Annotated in this window: 13 protein-coding genes and 1 pseudogene; 10 read left to right on the plus strand and 4 right to left on the minus strand. The window is 72.8% G+C overall.

The annotated features are described in order from the left end of the window. Window positions 1-83: 83 nt before the first annotated feature. Both E1212_RS22140 and E1212_RS22145 read left to right on the plus strand, forming a co-directional pair. Entirely contained in the window at window positions 84-4760 is a 4677-nt protein-coding gene (locus tag E1212_RS22140; RefSeq protein ID WP_162605584.1) for a golvesin C-terminal-like domain-containing protein, read from the plus strand. Between the two features lie 20 nt (window positions 4761-4780). Then, window positions 4781-5911 carry a mandelate racemase/muconate lactonizing enzyme family protein gene (locus E1212_RS22145; RefSeq protein WP_238992444.1) on the plus strand — a complete coding sequence of 377 codons (1131 nt, stop codon included), beginning with the start codon at window positions 4781-4783 and terminating at the stop codon, window positions 5909-5911. A gap of 16 nt (window positions 5912-5927) precedes the next feature. Here E1212_RS22145 and E1212_RS22150 read toward each other — a convergent pair whose 3' ends face one another. Continuing rightward, window positions 5928-6659, minus strand: a complete 732-nt coding sequence (locus E1212_RS22150; RefSeq protein WP_131986488.1) for an SDR family NAD(P)-dependent oxidoreductase — start codon at window positions 6657-6659, stop codon at window positions 5928-5930. A gap of 81 nt (window positions 6660-6740) precedes the next feature. Here E1212_RS22150 and E1212_RS22155 point away from each other — a divergent pair, with 81 nt between their 5' ends. Further along, a complete protein-coding gene (locus tag E1212_RS22155) occupies window positions 6741-7877 on the plus strand; it encodes a mandelate racemase/muconate lactonizing enzyme family protein (protein ID WP_162605585.1) in 1137 nt (378 codons plus the stop codon). Between the two features lie 7 nt (window positions 7878-7884). Next, on the plus strand, window positions 7885-8652 hold the full coding sequence (locus E1212_RS22160) for an NAD-dependent epimerase/dehydratase family protein (RefSeq protein WP_131986492.1): 768 nt from the start codon (window positions 7885-7887) through the stop codon (window positions 8650-8652). 244 nt (window positions 8653-8896) lie between these two features. Here the strand turns inward: E1212_RS22160 and E1212_RS31280 are convergent. Next, window positions 8897-10164: pseudogene (locus tag E1212_RS31280) on the minus strand (IS110 family RNA-guided transposase). Between the two features lie 474 nt (window positions 10165-10638). On the opposite strand from E1212_RS31280, the gene E1212_RS22170 reads away from it, so the two are divergent. After that, window positions 10639-11184, plus strand: a complete 546-nt coding sequence (locus E1212_RS22170; RefSeq protein ID WP_131986494.1) for an AAA family ATPase — start codon at window positions 10639-10641, stop codon at window positions 11182-11184. Window positions 11185-11786: 602 nt separating this feature from the next. Here the strand turns inward: E1212_RS22170 and E1212_RS30845 are convergent. Both E1212_RS30845 and E1212_RS29605 read right to left on the minus strand, forming a co-directional pair. Beyond that, window positions 11787-14708 (minus strand): helix-turn-helix transcriptional regulator, encoded by a 2922-nt coding sequence (locus tag E1212_RS30845; RefSeq protein WP_162605586.1) that lies wholly within the window; start codon window positions 14706-14708, stop codon window positions 11787-11789. Window positions 14709-14769: 61 nt separating this feature from the next. Continuing rightward, a complete protein-coding gene (locus E1212_RS29605; protein WP_162605587.1) occupies window positions 14770-14940 on the minus strand; it encodes a hypothetical protein in 171 nt (56 codons plus the stop codon). 254 nt (window positions 14941-15194) lie between these two features. Here E1212_RS29605 and E1212_RS22180 point away from each other — a divergent pair, with 254 nt between their 5' ends. The 5 genes from E1212_RS22180 to E1212_RS22200 are packed head-to-tail and all read left to right on the plus strand — an operon-like array spanning window position 15195 to window position 19984. Then, a complete protein-coding gene (locus E1212_RS22180) occupies window positions 15195-16070 on the plus strand; it encodes an ABC transporter ATP-binding protein (RefSeq protein WP_131986498.1) in 876 nt (291 codons plus the stop codon). After that, the gene (locus tag E1212_RS22185; protein WP_131986500.1) at window positions 16067-16885 is read left to right on the plus strand and encodes an ABC transporter permease; all 819 of its coding nucleotides are present in this window, start codon (window positions 16067-16069) and stop codon (window positions 16883-16885) included. Before E1212_RS22180 ends, E1212_RS22185 begins: the two co-directional genes overlap by 4 nt. Continuing rightward, window positions 16861-18117, plus strand: a complete 1257-nt coding sequence (locus E1212_RS22190) for a sensor histidine kinase (RefSeq protein WP_131986502.1) — start codon at window positions 16861-16863, stop codon at window positions 18115-18117. Before E1212_RS22185 ends, E1212_RS22190 begins: the two co-directional genes overlap by 25 nt. A gap of 11 nt (window positions 18118-18128) precedes the next feature. Next, entirely contained in the window at window positions 18129-18779 is a 651-nt protein-coding gene (locus tag E1212_RS22195; RefSeq protein WP_275296198.1) for a response regulator, read from the plus strand. A gap of 35 nt (window positions 18780-18814) precedes the next feature. Next, the gene (locus E1212_RS22200) at window positions 18815-19984 is read left to right on the plus strand and encodes an ROK family glucokinase (protein ID WP_131986504.1); all 1170 of its coding nucleotides are present in this window, start codon (window positions 18815-18817) and stop codon (window positions 19982-19984) included. Window positions 19985-20432 lie beyond the last annotated feature (448 nt).

Below are 20432 nucleotides of genomic sequence, written 5' to 3' on the forward strand. Positions count from 1 at the left end.
CACCCGTCCCTATGTGACCCCCGCACGGAAAGGTCCGGCACATGCACGAGGTACCCCTGGCGTCAGCCTGCCCCGATCCGGGCATGTCCCGTCGCACCGCGATCCGCCTACTGCTGGGCGCGGCCGTCCTGCCGCCCGTCATGAACGCGTTCGGGCTGCCGGTCGCGGCGGCCACCACCCCCGCCGCGGACGGCCAGCCGCCGCTACCCGACGCGCTGCGCCGGCTGCCGATGCCGAACCTGACGGTGGAGCCGGTGGCGACCATGACCGGCGACCGGCACCGCGTGACGTTCCTGCGCGCCGAATGGGACGGCGGGCACACGTTCGTCCGCGATCTCGAGGTCCGCACCGGCGACGATTGGCTGCGCGTGACCGCCTCGGACGCCCGCTTCGACGAGCAGTGGATCGTCCTGACCGGCGGCGACGGCAACCCGACCGACTACTACACGTCCATGACGCCGAACTGGGTGGCCTTCGACTCCTTCGCGCAGGTCGACGCGCACACCGTCGAGCTGCGCAGCACCCCGCCCGGTGGCTACGACCTCACCGTCCGCTGGACGCTGACGCGCACGGGCCCCGAGCTGCAGTGGACGCTCACCGCCGGCGCCGCCGGCGACTACGTCGTCGGCTACCAGTCGGTCGACGCGGTGACCCCCGACGACGTCGACGAGGTGCTGTGCGGGTCGCGGCAGCACGCCCGGGTCATCGAGGGTGCGCAGGCGCTCGGCGCGTGGGAGCTGTTCGCGCCGATGTCGCTGACCCAGCGGCGCATCGGCGATCACGACGTGACCCTCGGCGTCTACACGCCCGGCGAGGTGCTGCTGTTCGAGCACGAGCGGGAGCTGGGGCCGGACGGGCAGCCGTTCGGCATGAGCCTTCGCAACGACGAGCGCAACGTGCAGCCGGTGGTCTTCGCCCCGCAGACCGGCCGCCGCTCGCCGCTGGCCGCCGGCGAGAGCCGCGGCTACGCGTTCGGCCTGTACGCCGCTCCCAGCACCCTGTACGACGCCTACAGCGACCTCGTCCGCAACGAGTACCAGTACGCGCCCTACCGGCGCAACGTCTACGACACGTCGCTCACCGACACCGTCCACAACCTCATCGACCTGCTCATGGTCGAGCCGGACGGCGACGACAGCGAGGCGTTCGTCCCGTCGTTCAGCGGCTGGTGGAACCGCGCCAAGGGGTTCGTCGACATCGAGAACGACCAGGCCGTCCGTACCCCGATCGCCGGCGTCCTGCTGTCCGCGTACTACCTGACCGGCCACGACGGGCTGTACGAGCGCCGGGCCCGGCCACTGATCGAGTACCACCTGTCGCGAGCCGGCCACGGCAGCACACCGGTGCCGGGCGCCTCGGTCTACGGCGACCCCAACCTGTACCGCATCGGCCGCGTCCCCGGCGACGCGTCGACGCTGGTGCCGCTGTACGAGCAGACCCGCGGACAGAACGCCGGCATCCACCGGCTGGCCCGCGACCTCGTCAAGCAGCGCCCCTCGCGCGACGGCCGCACACCGGTCAGCACGCCGCTGCAGGCGTACGTTCTGACCGGCAACCAGGCCCACCTGGCCGAGGCCAAGGCCGAGGCGCGCCGGTACCTCCGCGATCTCATCATGCGGCCGTACACCACCAACCAGGCGGAGAACGGCTTCGGCTACAACTACGTCAAGGGCTGGACCGAACTGCTGGTGCTGTTCGAGCTCACCGGAGAGCGGGAGTTCCTCGACGGCGCATACCGCGAGGCGCAGCGCTACGTCACGCTGATGCAGGTGCGGCCGGTCCCCGACACCACGGTGACAGTGCCCAACCAGCCGTTCATCGACGCCCAGATCGACCGCTGGACCACGCCGCTGCTGCCGGAGTACCCCGAGACGACGGTGCAGAGCGAGGAGGTCCCCGCGTGGATGCCGTCGACCAACGGCGTCACGTTCGAGCAGCTGTCCACGTTCAAGATCGCGGCGGGCCGGCTGAACCCGGGCGGCGGCTTCACGTGGATCCCGGCATGGGCGGCGTTCTTCCTGCGGCTGGCCCGGCACACCGGCGACGACCTGTTCCGCGACGTCGCGCACAACCTGGTGGTCGGCCGGTTCACCAACTACCCCGGCTACTACAACCGGCAGTTCATCGTCGACCAGATGAAGCCGGACTTCCCCTACCAGGGACCGCCCGGGTCGAGCACCATCTACTTCCACCACATCCCCGGCCAGCTGGGCCTGGCGCTGGACTACTTGGTCACCGAGCACATGACCCGGTCCGGCGGGGAGATCGACTTCCCGCGTCAGTTCGAGACGAACTACGTGTTCTTCAAGTACTCGACCTACGGGCACGCGCCGGGGACGTTCTACGGCGAGGACGGCGTCTGGCCCTACTTCCCGAAGGGCATCGTCCAGGTCGACAACCCGCAGGTGAACTGGCTGACGGCGGTCGGCAACGCCAGCCTGTACATCAGCCTGACCAATGAGAGCGACACCGAGGAGCGGGTGAGCGTCGACGTCGCCACACCGGTCACCGGGTTGGCCCGCCGCGACGCGAACCGGGTCGAGGTGCTCGGCGGCGGTGCCGGCATCCGGACCGCCCGTGCGCTGCGCGGCGGGCGGCTGACCACGACGGTGCCGGCCAAGGGCCACGCCGCGCTGGTGATCCGCGACGTCGACATCGACGTGCCGTGGCACTGGACGTCCGACGCCGGCGACCGGTCGCCGGACAGCCACCACGAGGCCTTCCTCGACCCCGCCGCCGAGACCGGCCTGGTCCGCGCCGTGCTGCTGGTCCGGCCGGACCGGTCCGGGTACGACGCGTACGTGCAGGTCGACGTCGAGTCGCCGCAGCCGCAGCTGTTCTACGCCGTCGGCGACGGAGCGGAGCAGCAGGCACCGGCCAAGATCTTCCCGTTCGAGTGGACCGTCCCCGTCGACGGCCTCACGACGCCGTTCGCGTACCGGGTCGTCTCCGGCCCGGCGGCGACGCAGGCCCATACGCTGCGGCTGCCGGCGTCGGTCACGGGCGTCGTGCCGGCCGGGCAGGCGGCGAACGGTGACCTGTCGGCGTCGCCGGACACCACGCCGGGCGACACCGTCCGGCTCCGGGCCCGGGTACGTGCGGGCGCCGCCGAGCTGGCCGGCGCCGCCGTGGCGCTGAGCGTGCCGGACGGCTGGACGGCGCGGCCGGTGGGCGAGGTGCCCGCGACGGTGCCGGCCGGCGGGACCGCGGACTGGACGTTCGACGTCACCTCGCCGGCCGACGCGACCGGCACCGTCGAGCTGGCCGGGACGGCCGACTGGACCGGCGGGAGCGTCGCGCTCACCCCCGCGGCGGTCGAGGTGCTGCCGCCGCTGAAGCTGCCCGCGCTGACCGCGACACCGGCCGAACTGGCCGCGGCGGGCGACTCGTTCGAGCTGACCGCCGCCGTGCTGAACGTCGGGCCGCTCCCCCTCTCGGGAACGCTGCGGGTCAGCGTGCCGGCGGGCTGGACGGCCGACGCCGCTGAGATCGCGTTCGACGTGCCGGGGCGCGAGGAGCGCGAGTACACCGTCACCGTGACCTCGGCCGCGGACGCCGCGCCGGGCAGCGCGCACCGTGTCGCCGTGTCCGCGGACGGGGCCGGCGAGCGGGCCGTCACCGTACGGCTGGCCGGCACCGACATCATCGTCGACGACGCGCACCCGTGGCCGCGCTACGTCGAGACGGGCTGGTGGCTGCCCAGCGGCCTCACCGGCTGGAACCGCACGCCCACACGGTACAGCGAGGAGAACCGGCTCGGCGGCACCGCCACCTGGCGGCCGGAGCTGCCCGCCGACGGCAGCTACGACGTCGCCGTCTGGTACCCGACCAATGCCGACACGACGCGCGCTGCGGTCTACATCGTCCACCACGCCGACGGCGACAGCGAGTTCGTGGTCGACCAGCAGCAGGAGGCCAACGGCTGGCGGCCGCTGGGCCGTTTCCGGTTCGGTGCCGGCACCGACGGCTACGTGCGGGCCGAGGTGCGCAACCCCGGTTTCCTCCGGGTCGACGCGGTCCGGTTCCAGCCGGTCGACGCGGCCGCGCTGCTGCCGGTGCTGTCGGACGTGGCTGCAACGGACGTCGCGGCGCCGGGCGGGACGACGACGCTGACGGCGACCCTGACCGCTCGCGAGGGCACGCCGGTGAGCGGCACCGCGACCGTGGCGGTGCCGGCCGGCTGGACGGTCGCGCCCGCCTCCGTCGATGTCGACCTCGCCGGCGGCGCGTCGATGCCGCTGGAGTTCCGGCTGACCGCGCCGGCCGACGCCGTGGCGGGGACGCTGCACGAGGTCGCGCTGTCCGCAGCCGGCGCGGAGGACGCGCTGGCGGTGGCCGTCGGCGCGCCGGACCCCTCCGCCACCGCCGTCGTGGACAACGAGGACGCCGGGTACGCCGAGTCCGGCGCGTGGAGCGCCAGCAGCCTGTTCGGCCACGACGGAAGCCGGACCCGGTTCACCGGCGGCGCCACCGGCGCTGTCGCCACGTGGACCCCGGCGCTCGCCGCGGCGGGCCGGTACCGCGTCAGCGTCTGGTACCCGACGAACTCGACGACCACGACGGCCGCCGCTTACACCGTCGTGACCGCCGGCGATGCGCTCACCGTCGTCGTCGACCAGACTGTCGGGGCAGGCACCTGGCGCCAGCTCGGCATCGTCGACCTGGACCCCGCGACCGCGGCGGTCCGGCTGGCCTCCGTCGCGGCCGGCCACCATCGAGCCGACGCGGCCCGGTTCGAGTCCGTTGTGCCTGCGCAGTGATCGGAGAACAGGTGAAGAGCATGGTGATCGCGGCGGTCGAGGCGTTCCCGCTCCGGCTGGCGCTGGACGGCACGCCCGACCGCGGCGGCCCCGACTACCGGGCGCCGCACCAGCGGCCCACCATCTACTCGCCCAGCCGCGAGACGGTGTTCGTCCGCATCGAGACGACCGACGGGCTGGTCGGCTGGGGCGAGGCACTGGTTCCGGTCGGGCCGCGGGTCGTCGCCGCGATCGTCGAGGACCTGCTCACGCCGGCGCTGCTCGGCGCCGATGCGGCGGACGTGCGGCCACTGCGGTTCCGCCTCGGCGAGCTGATGCGCGAGCGTGGCCACCTCGGCGGGCACCAGGCCGACGCGCTGGCCGCCGTCGACATCGCACTGTGGGACCTGCTCGGGCGGGCCACCGGGCTGTCGGTGGCGGCGCTGCTGGGCGGGGCGTTCCAGCGGCGGATCCCCAGCTACCTCACGTCCGTGGGCACCACCACGACCGCTGACGAGTTCCGGCGGCACTGGGACGACGGCATCCGGCGGTTCAAGCTGCACCTCGGCCCGGACGTCGATGAGGCGCTGGCGGTGTTCGACCGGGCCGCCGGGGTGCTGCCGGACGCACGGTTCGCCGTCGACGTGCACTGCCGGCTCGACGGCCCGTCGGGCCTGCGGATGGCCCGCGAGCTGGCGGCACGCGGGGCGTGGTTCCTCGAGTCCGCGCTGCCGGCCGAGCACGCCCGCGGGTACGCCGCGCTGGCGGCCGCCGCCGACCTGCCGATCGCAGCCGGGGAGGCGCACCGGCACCGCCACGAGGTGGCCGACTGGCTGGCGGTCGACGCGCTGGACGTCTACCAGCCCGACATCGGCCGCACCGGCATCACCGAGGGCAATGCCATCGCGACGCTGGTCAACACCGCGTACCGGCCGATCCTCCCGCATCATTCGGCGGCCCTGGGGCTGGCGCTGGCGGCCGGGCTGCATGTGGCGGCCGCGGCGGACAACGCCCCGTATTTCGAGTACTCGCCGGGGACGGTGGAGCTGGCGAACAGTCTGCTGGCCGAGCCGATCGTCGCCGAGGCCGCCGCGTACCTGCTGCCCGACGGTCCCGGTCTCGGTGTGGTGGTCGACGAGGACAAGGTCCGTGCCGCCGTGGTCGACCGCTGAGCGGGCGAGCGCCGGCTCAGGGCAGGAAGCGGGCGCGCATCTCGGGCCGGGCGAAGGCGGAGGGGCTGGCAATGGTGAGGCCACCGTCGACGGGAAGCGACACGCCGGTGACGAAGGAGGCGCCGTCGCCGGCGAGGAAGTGCACGACCTCGGCGACCTCGGCCGGTCGGCCGGTGCGGTAGAGCGGGTAGCCCTCGGCCAGGCCGGGCCGGTCGTCCTCGTCGGTGGTGATGAGGCCGGGGACCACGGCGTTGACGCGGATGCCGCGTGGCCCATACTCCAGTGCCAGCTGCCGCACCAGGCCCTCGAGCCCGGCCTTGGCCGCGGCGTAGGCCGGTAGCCACGGCGAGGCGACCCGCCCGTTCACCGACGACACGGCGACGATCGAGGAGCCGGACCCCAGATGCGGCAGGCTGTGCTTGCAGACCTGGAACGCGGTGGTCATGACGGCGTCGAGGCTCGCGTGCCACTGCTCGTCGGTGGTCTCGGTAAGCGGCGCGGTGGGCTGCACGGCCGCCGCTGGGACGATGACGTCGAGCCGCCCGGCCGCCTCGAGCACGGCCCGCACCACCGCGCCGGCGCCGCCGGGCGTGGCACAGTCGGCCGTGACGTGAGCTGCGAGGGACGGGTGGCCGAAGACGTCGAGGCCGGCGCCGACGACGGTATCGCCGTCGGCGGCGAACCGGCCCGCGATGGCGCGGCCGATCTCGGACGACGCACCGATGAGCAACACCCCTCGTCCGGACACCCGACCTCCTCACAGCTGCACGGCTAGTGCATCATGGGGATGACACTACCACCATACGGATATCACTCTGGGGCCGCATCGATGAAGATCACCGAGGTCGAACCGCTGGTCGTCGCCACGAGGTCGGGCACCTACCTGCTGGTCGTCGTGCACACGGACGAGGGACTCCACGGCCTGGGCGAGGTGGGCATGCGCTCGCGGCCGCGAGCCGTGCTGGGTGCGCTCGCCGACTTCGCCGAGCTCGCCACCGGCACCCAGGCGCACCGCATCGAGGAGCTGTCGCAGCTGTTCCTCCGCGGTGGCTTCTTCCCCGCGGTCGGCGACGTCGCGGCGGCCGCGGCGGCCATCGACCTCGCGCTGTGGGACCTGCGCGGCAAGGCCCTCGGGGTCCCCGTGCACGAGCTGCTCGGCGGCGCCGTCCGCGACCACGTCCCCGCCTACGTGCACCTGCCGGGGCACAGTCTGCCGGAGTACCTCGACCACGCGCACGGGCTGGTCGAGCGGGGTTGGCGGCATCTGCGCATCGGGCTGCAGCCGCCCACCGACCCGGTGCTGGAGCCGCGGGCGACGCTGCGCGCGAACGTCGAGGCCTTCCACGGCCTGCGCGAGGCGCTCGGCGACGACGTCGAGCTGCTCGTCGACGTGCACACGCGGCTCGACCCGGCCGAGGCAACGGTCTTCTGCCGCGAGATCGAGCCGGCCCGGCCGTACTTCGTCGAGGATCCGCTGCGCTCGGAGAGCATGGACGCCTACCGCATGCTGCGGGCCCGCACCGGCGTCCCGCTGGCCGCCGGCGAGCAGCTGACGACGGCGTGGGAGTTCCGGCCGCTGCTCGAGGGCGATCTCGTCGACCACGCTCGCATCGACCTGGCCAACACCGGGCTCACGCAGGGCCGCAAGATCGCCGCCATCGCCGAGGCGCACCACATCCAGGTCACCACCCACAACCCGCTCGGGCCGGTCTGCACCGCGGCGTCGGCGCACTTCAACCTCACCCTGCCGAACCTCGGCGTGCAGGAGCAGACCCACCCGCACGGGTGGGACGACGACCCACTGGTCGTGGCCGGGGCGATCGTCGACGGCGGCAGCGTGCGGCCGAGCGGCCTGCCGGGCTTCGGCGTCGACCTCGATCTCGAGGCGGCGCGCCGCGCGGCGACGGGTGAGCTGGGGCCGCCGCCCCGCTACCGTCGTCCTGACGGATCGCTGACCAACTGGTGAGGCCGACGTGACCACTGTGCTCGTGACCGGCGCCGCCGGCAAGGTCGCCGGGATGCTCCGTCCCGGCCTGACCGGTGTCGACGTGCGCGCCGTCGACACTCGCGAGGTGACCGGCTGGGACGGCGCCGAGACCCGTACCGGCGACCTCACCGACCCGGACTTCACCGCCGCCGCCGTCGACGGCGTCGACGCGGTGGTGCATTTGGCGGCGAACCCGCGGCCCGGCGCCTCGTGGGCCGAGCTGCGCGGGCCGAACGCCGACGCCGTCGTCACCCTGCTCGACGCCGCCTGGGCCGCCGGCGTGAGCAGGGTCGTGCTGGCCAGCTCCGTGCACGCGATGGGCGGCTACGTCGCCGAGGGCCTGCCGCCCGGCGCCACCGTCGACCCCGGCTGGCCCGCGCGGCCGTGCTGCACCTACGGCGCGACCAAGGTGTTCGCCGAGGCCTACGCCCGCACCGTCGCCGACGGCGGCGAGCTGTCGGTGCTGTGCCTGCGGCTGGGCGGCGTGGTGCCCCGGCCCACCGACACCGGCAACCTCATGGGCTGGCTGGCGCCCGGCGACCTGCGGCGACTGGTCCGGGCCGCGCTGGCGGCCGACGTGCACTTCGGCTGCTACTTCGGGGTGTCGGCCAACACCCGCGGGGTCTTCGACTACGCCAACGCGACCGCCGAGCTGGGCTACCGGCCCGAGCTGGACTCCGAGGCCTACGCGAACGACATCGTGGCCGGCGACGGTGGCCTGTGCCGCTGGAACGCCGAGCGGGCGGCAGGCTGAGCGCCCTGTCGATCTCCATTCCGGCCGCGGGTTCCGCCAATCTGCCCCGGCCGCTCCGACGTCGCCCGGCCCCTGCCGCGGCCGGCTTCTGGCCTCTTGCGGCCTCTGGCTGGTCGTCAGCCGCTCCGCGCTCGCGTGCGCTAGCCGGGCAGAGTTCACCCATTCGGACTGTGGCGAGACACCCGCGCAGCCACGACGCACCCACAGGCTCACAACATCGCGTCGTTCCGGCTCCCCTCTGTTGTCAACCGGCTCGTTCGAGGGATTGCTTGGCTGTGGGCTTCCGGGAGGGTGGGCTCGGTTGTAGCGTCGGTTTCGCGGGTCCGGGAAGTGGCTGATCCGAAGTGTCGATGTGCGGGGGCAGGTCGACCGCGCTGGATTGATGAGTCGCCCCGCAGTGCCCTCCCGGGCCCGTTCCAAACTCCTCGATGTCGGCGGCGCGAGCGTCGGCGACCAACTGCCGGTAGACCGCGTCGGAGATCCGGCGTTTGAGGCCGCGCATGGCTTCCATCCGGGTCTTTCCGTCGGCGAGGTTGCGTCGGTAGTACGCCCCGCCTGGTGTGTCGAGCCTGATCTGGGTTGTGCCCACGATGTGCAGCATGTGGTTCATCCGTCGGTTCCCAGCCCGCGACAGCCGGTGCCGGACCTGCTCACCCGACGATGCCACCAGCGGCGCGGTCCCGGTCCAGGGGGCGAAGCGGTTGCGGTCGGCGAACCTGGCGATGTTACCGACCTCGACGAGAACGCGGGCAGCCACCAGTGGTCCGACACCACGCAGATCCATCAGGCGCGACTGCGACGCGACCACCATCTGCTCGATCTGTGTAGCCAGCGCCTTGGCCTTCTTCTCGATCCCGACCAGCTCTGGTGCCGAGCGGCAGGCCGGCGAACAGCTCGCCGTCGCCGGCGGCAACCTCGTCGGCGGCGATGCGCCGCCGGGTCTTGCCCACCAGGTCTCGCCGACGCACAGTCCTCAGCAGCGCCTGTGCTTGCGGGCTGGTGATGTCCTTCTTCGCCATGCCGGGCAGCAGTTCCGACAACAGCCGGTGGAGTCGGTTGACCGTCTGCACACGGCGGCGCATCAGCTCATCACGGCGATCCAACAGCATCCGTAACGCCTCCAGCTGGGCGTCGACGGCGAGCACGCGCAACTCCTTGGAGCGCACCGCTGCAACGGCCACCGAGCTGCGCGTCATGAGCGTCGGTCTTGCGGCCGTGACTGGTGTCGAGCAGCCGCGCTCGAGCGGCCAGCTTCGCCGGAAGGTCAGCCACCGCCTCGCCGTCGGCGAGCAGCCGTTGCGCGAGTGGTCGCCCGGCTCCGTTGCTGCCCTCGAACGCCCAGACCCGGTGCGGCCAGTCCTGCACGTAGCGACGCATCGCCTGGTAACCAGCCTTGTCGGTGCTGAACCGACCACATCCCAGAATCTGTTCACGCTGGTCGACGACCTCGATCGTGGCCGACAACTTGTGCGGGTCAACGCCGATCACGACGCCGTGCTTCTCGATGCTCATGTAGCTCCCCGCTCCCGATACCGATGGGCCGGCGCGGCGGGCACTGCTACTGCGAGCCGGGCACACCCCTCTTGAGCCACACCGCGCCACGGCGCCCAGCGGACCGCAAACCGAACTAGAGCCACACCCCACAAGCGGGATGGGCAGCCCAGAAGAGAGCGTCCCGCCGAGCGCCTGGACCGAGTCTGGCCGGACGCCGGTCCTACGGGAATCGTCTATAGCCCAGAGTGACGACGGCGACACGGTCTCCACGACGTTCAGCCGGCACGCCACCGTTCACGGCGTCAGCACACGCCAGTTCTCATGCCGCAACGCCCTCCATGCAATCATGGTCATCGTCGGCCTCCTGGTCTTCATCGACGAGGAGGCCGCGGACGTGGAGGCCGCGTAGCGGCCCCTCCATCGCGATCAGTACGGGGATGATCCGGATGGCCCGCGAGATTGTCGGCCACCACATGTTCCTAGAATCCGACCATGGTCATTGTGGTGTCCGGAACCCACGCGAGCGGGAAGACCTCCCTGATCGATGCGTTCGCGACAGCGCAACCGCAGTTCCGGATTCTGCCGGACCCGTTCGAGATGCTCGACGATTACAGGATCGATGCGGGCGCCGGCATCTTCTACCAGCAGTTGGAGGTCTCAGCGGCGCGGCTCCTCGAACTCCGCAATGGGCCAGTGATCGCTGAACGCGGCCCGTTGGACTTCCTTGCATACCTGGACGCGCTCGAGCAGCTGGGGCGACCCGCGCGGTCTCGCGACCATGTCCGTCGCGGAGTCAACCTGTGCATCGAAGCGATGAAGAAGGTCGATCTGGTTGTCCTGCTTACCCTCAACTCTGTCGACCGCATCGACGTTCCCGAGGACGAAGATCCGGATCTGCGCTCAGCAATGAACGAGGCTCTTCTCGAACTCGCCAACGACGAGGACCTGACGGGAGGAGCCGAGGTCATCGAGGTGGCGGGTGCGCCAGACACTCGCTTGGCCAGGCTCGAACTAGTGGTCGCGTCCCTCCAGACCTGAACGCCCGGGCGGCACGACGGCGTTCCTGCTGCCTGGGAATCTGCCTGGGAAAGTGCGTCATTCCGCCGCGTTCGCTGCGCAACATCTCGGTGCGACGGAGGCCGTCGTGGCGCGCTGGCACTCGCGCGCCACAGTGTTGTGGGTGCAGGATCGTCAGATGGACACGATCCGAGTACGCCTTCGCGACCCATCCGGAGCGGTGGTAGGAACCATCGACGTGGCCGCTGACGCAGACCGAGTTGAGCACGAAGGCCGCTGGTTTCGCCGTGGAGGCGGCGGCTCCGCGGTCGGGCCTGACTCCGTACTAGTCAGCTTCCACGAGGAGTCCGACGACGAGTGAGCATCCAAGGCTCGGAGTTGACGAGCCGGGGAGTATCTGACCGGTGCGTCATAGCGCCGCGAGAGATGCGGAGTGCGCGCATGTCGAAGCGAGCAGTGACTCGCAGGCCAGCGGGTTCGGCCGCTGCTCGAGAGAAGGCGTAGGTCAGGCGGTCGCTTGAGCACAACGCGCGGGGCAGAGAGGCGACCTTCGTCAGCGATACTGATTGCGCATCCTGCGGGCAGGGACGTCACGTCGTTCCGCCTTGACCTCGAGATCGCAGTCAGGAGGCGGCGGTGTCGAGCAGGCCGTCGCGGTGGGCGATGGCCGCGGCCTCGCCCCGGCCGGACGCGCCCAGCTTGGCCAGGATGTTCGACACGTGCACGCTGGCGGTCTTGGAGCTGATGAACAGCGCCTCGCCGATCTCGCGGTTGCTGCGGCCCTGCGCGACCAGGCGCAGCACCTCGTGCTCGCGCGCCGTGAGCCCGGACGGCGTGACCCGCGGCGACGGCACCCCGGCGACCAGCGGCAGGTGGGCCCGCTGGGACAACTCGTCGACCCAGCCGCGGAACAGCCCGGCGCCCAGCGCGTCGGCCGCCGCGGCCGCGGCGCGCAGCGCGGTGAGCGCGCCGTCGCGGTCGCCGGCCTCGACCAGCGCCCGGCCCAGCCGGTAGCCGGCGTACGGAATCAGGTGGACCGGGCCCTCGGCCGCCTCGAGCACGCCGAGCGCGTGGTCCCAGGCCGCGGCGTCGTTGCCCCCGAGCCCAGCCAGCTCGGCGTCGACCAGGGCCGGCCACAGGTCGACCGGCCAGCCGCTCGCCGTGTGCTCGGTGAGCGCGCGCAGCCAGGCGATGTCGCCCGTGAGGCCGGCGGTGCCGCCCGCTGCCCGGATGCGCGCGCCGAGCGCCTGGGCGCCGGCGAAGGCCAGCGGCAGGTCGTAGCCCGGGACAGCGGCGTCGATGCGGCCGCCGACCTCGGTGGTGACGGCGGTCCAGGCCCGCTCGGCGTCGCCCTGCACGAGCGCGACGTCGGCGTCGAGCCGGGCCACCAGCCGGCTGTCCTGGGGCAGCAGGACGCGGCGGGTCATGCCGGCGCGCAGCCGCTCGACCGCCGCGGCCGCCGCGTCGACCTCGCCGCGCCAGAGCTCGAGCCAGGCCTTGAGACCGATCATGTGCCGCTCGTGGTTGGGTGGCGGCACCAGCTCGAGGCCGCGCTCGATCATGCGCTCGGCCCGCTCCCAGTCGCCCAGCGCCAGCATGGGCTCGGCGGCGTTGCCGGCCAGCACGACGCCGGAAGTGCGTTTGCGGCCGCGCTTGCGGGCGTGCTCGTAGCCCTCGGTGGCGACGTCGACGGCCTCGCGGTAGCGGCCCAGCAGGGTGTAGGCGTCGGACAGGTTGACGAAGTAGCGGTGCAGGTGGTCGGGTTCGGCGCTGGCCGTGGGACCGGCCAGCCGCAGCTCGGCGAGCGCCTTGTCGGCGTCGCCCATGTGCACCCAGGCGGTGCCGCGGGTGACGTGCGCCGAGGCGACGATGCGCTCGAGCCCGACGGCGGCCGCCACCTGCTCGGCTTCGTCGGCGACCTGAAGGCACTCGGCGAAGCGCCAGTCGAGCATGAGCATGGTGGCCAGCCAGTCGAGCGCCTCGGCCCGCTGCACCGACGGCTCGGCCGGGATGAGCTCGCGCGCCTCCATGAGCGACTCGACGGCGCCCGGGCGGCCGAGCCGGCTCTTCACGCTGCCCTGATGGGCCAGCAGCCAGCCGGCCCGGGCCGGGTCGGCGGTGCGGTCGACCAGCCGGAGCGCCTCTTTGACCAGCGACAGCGTGCGCTCGAACTCGCCGGCGGCGTAGGCCTCGGTGGCCGCGCGGATGAAGACGTCGAGGCGGTCGCGCCCGGCCACCTTCTCGGGCTCGGCGACCTGGTCCCACAGCTCGAGCGCGCGCTCGAGCAGCTGCTGCGCCGTGGCATGCGCGTAGCTGCGCACGAGCTCGTCGGCCGCGGTGAGTGACCAGGCGAACGCGCGCTCGACGTCGTGGGCGGAGTACCAGTGGTGCGCGACCTCGGTGGCCGTGGGCGAGCTGGGCATCAGCTCGGGGTGCGCTTCGAGCGCCTGCGCGTAGCGGGCGTGCATGCGCGCGTGCTCGCCGGGCAGCATGTCGTCGTGCAGGGCCTCGCGCAGCAGCGCGTGCCGGAAGGCGTAGCCGTCGCCGTCGACCACGATGACACCGGCCGAGACGGCCTCGCGCAGGGCGGCCTCGAGCGCGCCGGAGTGCTCTTCGGCGACGATCTCGAGGACGGAGTGGTCGACGCGGTTGCCGGCGGCCGACATGAGCCGGAGCAGCCGCTGGGTGTCCTCGGACAGCGGCTCGACCCGGACCAGCAGCAGGTCGCGCAGCGAGCCGGGCAGTTCCGAACACCCGCCGTCCACGTCGACCCAGGCCAGCTCCTCGACGAAGAACGGGATGCCTTCGCTGCGCTGGATGATGCGCTGCACGTGCGCGTGCTCGGGCGGACGGCCCAGCAGCCCGCGCAGCTGCAGCACGACCTCGTCGGGGTCGAGGCGGGGCAGCTCGATGCGGTGCACCTGGCGCAACCGGTCGAGCTCGGCCAGCAGCGGGCGCAGCGGGTGGCCGCGGTGCAGTTCGTCGCTGCGGTAGGTGGCCAGGATGAGCAGCCGGGAGTCGCGCACGCCGCGCACCATGAAGCGCAGGAGGTCGCGGGTGGGGCTGTCGGCCCACTGCAGGTCTTCGAGCAGCACCACCAGCGGCCGCTCGGCGGCGACCCGCTCGAGCAGCGACGTGACGACCTCGTAGAGCCGGCCGCGGCCCTCGGGACCCTCGGCCGGCGCGACCCCCAGCTCGGGCACGAGCCCGGCCAGGGCGTCGGCGCCGGGGCCGGCGAGCTCGAGCAGCTGCTGGGCGCCGAACTCGGCGTGCAGCCCGCGCAGCGCGCCGACGAGCGGGGCGAACGCGGGCCCTTCGCCGTCGAGCGGCACCGACTGCCCCACGACCGCGCGGGCGCCGTCGGCCACCACCTCGGCGACGAACTCCTCGGTGAGCCGGGTCTTGCCGATGCCCGCCTCGCCCCCGACGAGGACGATGACCGGCTCGCCGCCGCGCGCGGTGGCGTAGGCCTCGCGCAGGTCGGCGAGCTGCCGTTCCCTGCCGACGAGACCCGTGCGGGCGACGTGGATGGGCACGTCGTTCATCCTGCCACCCGCCACCGACAGCGCCATCCGATATTTCCCTTCGGCAGAGCCGGGCCCGGCCTCAAGCGGTCCGGGCCCGGCTGCCGGCGACCGCGCGAGCCTTGCGGTCGCGCTTGCGCCTGATGGCGGCCCGTGCCTGCCGCGCCAGGCCGTCGCGGCGCGCCTCGGCCTGCAGGTCGCGCGCACGCTGGTCGTGGACGATGAATGCTGCGTAGTCCCCGTGGATGCTCATGATGCTTCGGCTCCTCGCCATACTCGTTTCCCTCTGTCATCGAGAATGGTCCTGAGGCACCGTGTGACGCATCGGGAGACTGCCGCATTGTGGCCGCTGAGCAGCGTCTAAGCCCTCCTCAGACGCCCCCTAAGGCCCCCTCGGTCACCTCTGAGGGGGCCTGAGCAGGCCTCAGGCGGGTCCACCGGACGGTGGACTCCGCATCCCACCGCGCGGTGCTCGTGCCGGCCCGGCGGCACCGGCATCGTGGAGCCATGACCGCAGCGACATCCACCGCCATCCGCGTCCGCGGACTGCGCAAGGCCTACGCCGGGGTGCCCGCCGTCGACGGGCTCGACCTCGACGTGGCGCACGGCGAGGTCTTCGCCCTGCTCGGCCCGAACGGCGCCGGGAAGACGACCACCGTCGAGATCCTCGAGGGCTACCGCGGTCGCGACGCCGGCGAGGTCGCCGTCCTCGGCGCGGACCCGGCCCGCTCCGGACCGGCCTGGCGGGCCCGCATCGGCATCGTGCTGCAGAGCTCCGCGGGACTCGACGAGATCTCCGTCCAGGAGCTGGTGCAGCACTTCGCCGGCTACTTTCCCGACCCCCGCGACCCCGACGAGGTCATCGCGGCCGTCGGCCTCGAGGCCAAGCGCGCCACCCGGGCCCGGCAGCTCTCCGGCGGCCAGCGCCGCCGCCTCGACGTGGCGCTGGGCATCCTCGGCAACCCGGAGCTGCTCTTCCTCGACGAGCCCACCACCGGATTCGACCCGGAGGCGCGGCGCGACTTCTGGGCGCTCATCTCCTCGCTCGCCGGCGGCGGCACGACGATCATCCTCACCACCCACTACCTCGACGAGGCCGAGCACCTGGCCGACCGCGTCGGTGTCATCGCCGCGGGCCGCATCGTCGCCCTCGACACCCCCGACCGGCTCGGCGGCCGCGACCAGGACCAGGCGATCGTGCGCTGGACCGAGGACGGCCGCCCGCGCACCGAGCGGACCGCCACCCCGACGGCGCTGATCGCACGGCTGGCCGCTCGGCTGGGCGGCGAGGTGCCCGGCCTCGCCGTCACCCGGCCCACGCTGGAGGACGTGTACCTGCGGCTGATCGGCCAGCCGGCCGAGACCCTGGAGGTCGTGTCATGACCATCACGGTGAGCCCGGCCCGCATCGCCCGGTCGCGCGCCACGCTGGAGATCAAGAGCTACTTCCGCGAGCGCGACTCGCTCATCTTCTCGTTCCTGTTCCCGATCATCATGCTGGGCATCTTCGCCGTCGCGTTCGGCGGCGAGGACGTCGGACAGGACAGCGGTGCCCCCGTCGACTTCGCCCGCTACTTCCTGCCCGGCATGGTCGCCTCCGGCATCATGCTGGTCAGCTTCCAGACGCTCGCGATCGGCCTCGCCGTCGAGCGCGACGACGGCACGCTCAAGCGGCTGCGCGGCACGCCGATGCCGCCGGTGTCGTACTTCCTCGGGAAGGTCGGCATGATCCTGGTCGTCGGGCTGAGCCAGATCGCGCTGCTGCTGGCGGTCGCCGCCCTCGCGTTCGGCGTCGAGCTGCCGTCCGAGTCGGCGAAGTGGCTGACCTTCGCCTGGTGCTACGTCCTCGGGACCGCCGGTGGCGCCGTTCTGGGCATCGCGTACTCGTCGGTGCCGCGGTCGGCGAAGAGCGCCTCCGCCGTCGTCGTCGGGCCGCTCATCATCCTGCAGTTCATCTCGGGCGTGTTCTTCGTCTTCTCCGACCTGCCAAGCTGGCTGCAGAACGTCGCCTCGGTGTTCCCGCTGAAATGGCTGGCGCAGGGGATGCGTTCGGTGTTCCTGCCCGACGGCTTCGAGGACCTGGAGGTGTCCGGATCATGGCAGCACGGCCCGACGGTGCTGATCCTGTCGCTGTGGCTGATCGCCGGCCTGGTGATCTGCGTCCGGACGTTCCGGTGGCAGCGCAGGGACGGGGGCTGAGCGCCGGCGACGGCGGCCCGGTGCGCAGCAGCGTCGCCGAGCTCGACACGTTCTGGCAGCGCACCACGGTCGCCTGGCACTCGGTGTACCTCGGGCTGCTCGGGCTGCTCGCGCTGATCATCGGCAGCTCCGGCGAGCTGTCCAGCCGCGACCGCCTGGCCGGCCTCCTCGCGTTGACGACGATGGTGGTCGTCTACCTGCTGATCGGGCGGCGGCTGCTGGGCACCGAGGAGCACGGCTGGCAGGCGGTGACCCAGCTGGTCGTCAGCTGGGCCGGTATGTACGTGCTGCTGGGGGTCGGCAGCGACGACGCCTACTTCCTGCTGTTCGGGCTCATCCCCCACATCTGGGTGTACCTCCCGACCCGGTGGGCGGTCGGCGGCACGGTGGTGTTCCTCTCCGGCCTGGCCGCGGTCGAGGTCGGCCGCGACGGCTGGACCCCCGAGGCGGTGCGCGAGGTCGCGCCGCAGGCCGGGCTGCAGATCGGGCTGTCGCTGCTGATGGGCCTGTTCATCAGCCACGTGTTCATCCAGGCGGAGAAGCGGGCCACGCTCATCGACGAGCTGGAGCGCACCCGCGGCGAGCTGGCGCAGCTCGAGCACGCCCGCGGCGTCCTGGCCGAACGGCAGCGGCTGGCGCACGAGATCCACGACACCCTGGCCCAGGGGTTCACCAGCATCCTCACGCTCGCCCAGGCCATCGAGGTGGCGCTCGACCGCGACCCCGTCGCCGTCCGCGACCGGCTGGCGTTGCTGGAGCAGACGGCGCGCGACAACCTCGCCGAGGCGCGGGCCCTGGTCAGCTCGCTGGCGCCGGTCGGCCTGCAGGACGCCACGCTGCCCGAGGCGGTCGAGCGCATCGCCGCCCGGTTCGCCGACGAGACCGGGCTGGACGTCACCGTGCAGGTCGATGGCGAGGCCCCTGTCCTGCCGGCGAACGTCGAGGTGGTGCTGCTGCGGGCCGCGCAGGAGGCGCTGACCAACGTGCGCAAGCACGCCGGGGCGCGGCGGGTCACGGTCGCGCTGCGGTTCCGGCCGGGCCCGGCCGGGGCCGCCACGGTCGCCGTCGTCGACGACGGCCGCGGGTTCGAGCCGACCGCCACCACCCGCGACCGCTACGGGCTGCGCGGCATGAGGACCCGGGTCGAGCAGGTGGGCGGGGTGCTCGAGATCGTCAGCGCGCCCGGCGCGGGGACGACGGTGCGCGCGACCGTCGCGCTGCCGCGCAGGTAGCGTGAGGCGCCGTGACGACGTTGCGGCTGCTGCTGGTCGACGACCATCCGGTCGTGCGGACCGGTCTCGCGGGCATGCTCGGGGCCGAGGACGACATCGAGGTGGTCGGCGAGGCCGGCGACGGCGAGGAGGCGCTGGTCCTGGCCCGCCGGCTGCGTCCCGACGTGATCCTCATGGACCTGCGCATGCCCCGGCTCGACGGCGCCGAAGCGACGGCGCGCATCCTCGCCGAGCTGCCCCGCACCCGGATCCTGGTGCTGACCACGTACGACACCGACTCCGACATCGTCCGCGCGGTCGAGGCCGGCGCCACCGGCTACCTGCTCAAGGACACGCCGCGGCTGGAACTGGCTGCGGCCGTCCGGGCGGCGCACCGCGGCGAGACCGTGCTGGCGCCGCCCGTGGCCGCCCGCCTCGTCCACCGGCTGCGGACGCCGTCGGTCCCCCCACTGACCCCGCGCGAGCGCGAGGTGCTCGCCGCCGTCGCCACCGGGCTGTCGAACGCCGAGGTCGGGCGGGTGCTGCACATCGGCGAGGCGACGGTGAAGACGCACCTGCTGCGGGTGTTCGCCAAGCTCGGCGTCGACGACCGCACCGCCGCCGTGACGACGGCCTACGCCCTGGGCATCCTGGCCCCGCCCGGGCAGGCGCCCGCCCCTTGACCGGCCGCGTGACACCGTCCGGCCATACTGTGGGCATGTCTCCAACCCGGACGCGGGTGTCCCGGCTGGCGCTGCGGCCCACCATCGGCATCGACATCGGCGGGACCAAGGTCGCGGCCGGCGTAGTCGACCCCGAGGGCACCATCATCGACCGCACGCGCCGCGAGACGCCCAGCAAGAACAAGAGCGCCCGCGTGGTCGAGGACACCATCGCCGACATCGTCGGCGAGCTCGGTGCCCGTCACCACGTCCTGGGGGTCGGCATCGGCGCCGCCGGCTTCGTCGACGGCACCCAGTCCTCCGTGCTCTTCGCCCCGCACCTCGCCTGGCGCAACGAGCCGCTGCGCGACGCCCTCCAGCGCCGCATCGGCCTGCCGGTCGTCGTCGACAACGACGCCAACGCCGCCCTCTGGGCCGAGTGCCGGTTCGGCGCCGCCCAGGGCGAGTCGCACGTCGTGTGCGTCAACCTCGGCACCGGCATCGGCGGCGCGGTGGTCCTCGACGGCGTCCTGCACCGCGGGCGGTTCGGCGTGGCCGGCGAGTTCGGGCACATGGTCGTCGTGCCGGGCGGGCATCGCTGCGAGTGCGGCAACCGCGGCTGCTGGGAGCAGTACGCCAGTGGCAACGTGCTGGTCCGCGAGGCGCGCGAGCTGGTCGCCAACGGCTCCCCCGTCGCCTACCGCATCGCCGAGACCTGCGAGGGCGATCCGTCGCGCATCACCGGGCCCATGGTCAGCGCGCTGGCCGCCCAGGGCGACCCCGCGGCGCTGGAGCTGCTCGAGGACATCGGCCACTGGCTGGGCGTCGGGCTGGCCAACCTGGCGGCGGCGTTCGACCCCGGCCTGTTCGTCATCGGCGGCGGCGTCTCCGACGTCGGCGACCTGCTGCTCGACCCGGCCCGCACCACGTTCCGGCGCACGCTGACAGGGCGCGGCTTCCGGCCCGAGGCGGGGGTGGTGCGGGCGTCGCTCGGCAACGACGCCGGGCTCATCGGCGCCGCCGACCTCGCCCGCCGCAGCAGCTCGCGCCGTCGCGACCGCGCCAAGCTGGTGACGACCCGGCTGCTGCTCCCCCGCCGGCGCGACGTCGCCGGCAACGGCACACCCGTGCGGCGCGCCCGCCGCACGGCCGGCGGCACGGGGACGGCCATCGACCCGGTCGCCCCGCGGCGGGCGAACGGCACCTGGCGCCGCAGCGTCCCCTGAATGACCACGTTCACCACCCGATTCCCTCCCGCACGAGGCTTGCGGCCCTTGTGATGCCCGGGTGATCCTCGTGATGCCTGGCCGATCCTGGTGCTGCCTGGCCCGGGATCCTCGTGATGTCCGGGCGATCCTCGTGCTGCCTGGCCCCGGATCTCCTGATGCCCGGGTGATCCTCGTGATGCCCGGCCCGCCCCGGGGAAAGCGATTGCCGGCCTACGTCGCGAGGGCCGCGCGTCCATCACGAGGGCTGCAAGCCTCGTGGAGCAGGGAATTCCGTGGTGAACGTGATCTCTCTGTCAGGGTTCTGCTACCGGGCGCTGTTCGACGGGGCGGGGCCTGGCGTGGTCGCCGGGTGACTCCAACGTGATCTGCCCGCTGTGTGTGGCTTCGGTAATGACGTGTCCATGGTGATCACGGGTGAGAGCCCGGCCGGGAGTGACTTGATAGA

Source organism: Jiangella ureilytica (assembly GCF_004348545.1).
Taxonomy (GTDB): Bacteria; Actinomycetota; Actinomycetes; order Jiangellales; family Jiangellaceae; genus Jiangella; species Jiangella ureilytica.